We start from the raw sequence: 2,111 nt of genomic DNA on the forward strand, positions 1-2,111 counted from the left end.
GGTTACGCCACGGCACTCACAGTTAACCAGCTATGCGAAGGGGCTGTTCTGGCGGCTCTGGATGCAGGCAATTTGCTCTCCGTTGCACAATCAGTCAGGGAACGCTGGCCGGGCATGAAAATTATTATTGCCGCCGATAACGACTGGCATTACCCCGGTGAACTGGATAAGAAAGGTAAACTGAAAGTGAATACTGGCAAGATCTCGGCAGAAAAAGCGGCTATTGCGGTGAATGGCTGGATCACATTGCCACCGACAGAATATAAAGCCGATTGGGACGACTACCGCCAACAACACGGTGTAGAAACGGCAAAGCTGGCGTTTGCTCAGGGGCTTTATCAACCGGCTCCCATAACGAAAAAAGCGATCATTCAGCCCAAGGATGCCGAATCGTCAAAACTAACCTTATGTCAGATGGGCGCCAGCCAGCGCGGAGAAGTGTTACTGGCACGTTATGACGGTGATTTGGCACTGGATGGCGCTTCGGAAACCGTTCATCACTACGATGGTATTGTCTGGTGTCCGGTCAGTAACCGCGATTTACAGCGGGAAATGGTGGCGGCTTTTATGGAAGAAAAAATGCCGTACTCACCGCACGGTATCAGCGCTGCTGTGGATGCACTGAAATTACAGCTTCCCATGATGAACTCGCCAGAGCGCCATTTAATCGGGTTCCGTAATGGCGTATTCGATCTAAAAATCGGTCAGTTCCGGCCTCATCACAAACATGACTGGCTGCTGCTTGCTAACGACGTTGAATTCAATTCCCCCGTTTCGGGGGAAACCCTGCAAAGCCATGCACCTCAGTTCTGGTACTGGCTTAACCGTGCAACAGCTAACTGTGAAAGCAAGGCAGAAAGAGTGCTGGCCGCACTGTTTATGGTGCTGGCAAACCGTTACGACTGGCAGTTATTTCTGGAAGTCACCGGAGCCGGAGGTAGTGGTAAAAGTATCTTTGCTGAAATCTGCGCGATGCTGGCAGGGAAAGGCAATACCGTTTCCGCTAGCATGGCCGCACTGGAAAATCCACGGGAACGGGCGCTGATTGTCGGCTATTCGTTGATTATTCTGCCCGACCAGACCCGCTATGTAGGCGATGGCTCCGGTATCAAAGCCATTACAGGCGGGGATGAAGTCGCCATTGACCCGAAGCACAAACAGCCTTATTCAACCCGAATTCCTGCTGTGGTGCTGGCGGTGAACAATAACGCTATGAGTTTCAGTGATCGCAGTGGCGGAGTGTCGCGGCGTCGGGTGATTTTCAACTTCTCCGAAGTCGTGCCGGAAAACGAACGTGATCCGTTTCTGCGGGATAAAATCGCGGCGGAATTGCCTGTGATTATCCGGCAACTGCTTCATCGGTTTGCTGATCCACAAACTGCAAGGCGTTTACTGGCAGAGCAACAAAAATCCGAAGAGGCTTTGGATATCAAACGCGGTACAGATCCACTGGTTGATTTTTGCGGTTATCTGGTGGCTTCTCATGAAGCTGATGGTTTGTTAATCGGCAATGCGGAAATCGTGCCATTTAATCCCTGCAAATACCTCTATCACGCTTACCTTGCTTATATGAAAGGCAACAACCTGAACAAACCGGTTTCCGTGACCCGATTCGGTATGGATATGCCCGGCGCACTGGCTGAATACAACCAACATTACCTGCGTAAGAAAAGTAAACAGGGCATTCGCAGCAATCTGGATCTGAATATCGACACTGCCATCGAATGGCTGCCAAAACTGACAAGGAATAACCTGCCAGAAGAATAACTTTTTTCACACAGATAAAGATTTCCTAAAAATATAAAAAAGTGTTCACCGCTATTCATCCTATAATTTAAATCAGATATATCAAGGTATTAAAGGGTGAATAGTTATTTTAAAACTGTTCACAAGTCTTCACCTCTGTTCACCTTTTGATTTGAAGGTGAAGGGTTGGGTGAAGAGTGATGATGAGTTTAATTTCAAGTCATCACCCTTTAACGATATGAATTTAAATGGAAATATTCAAAGGTGAACAGTTTTCCCCCTAATTCTTTAATAGGGAGGGGGTTGATAAAAGGTTTTTTCTGGCTGGCATTGTGTTTTTCAAGATCTCTGATTTATCTGGCTAA

At 47.7% G+C, this 2,111-nt stretch carries 1 protein-coding gene; it reads left to right on the plus strand.

Annotation, left to right across the window (positions count from 1 at the left end; all coding sequences use genetic code 11):
- Window positions 1-1,767, plus strand: a 1,767-nt coding sequence (locus tag FE394_RS19170) for a DUF5906 domain-containing protein (protein ID WP_319927912.1), incomplete at its 5' end; no start/stop codon positions are given.
- Window positions 1,768-2,111 lie beyond the last annotated feature (344 nt).

The organism is Xenorhabdus littoralis (assembly GCF_033949345.1).
In the GTDB taxonomy this organism is placed as follows: Bacteria; Pseudomonadota; Gammaproteobacteria; order Enterobacterales; family Enterobacteriaceae; genus Xenorhabdus; species Xenorhabdus littoralis.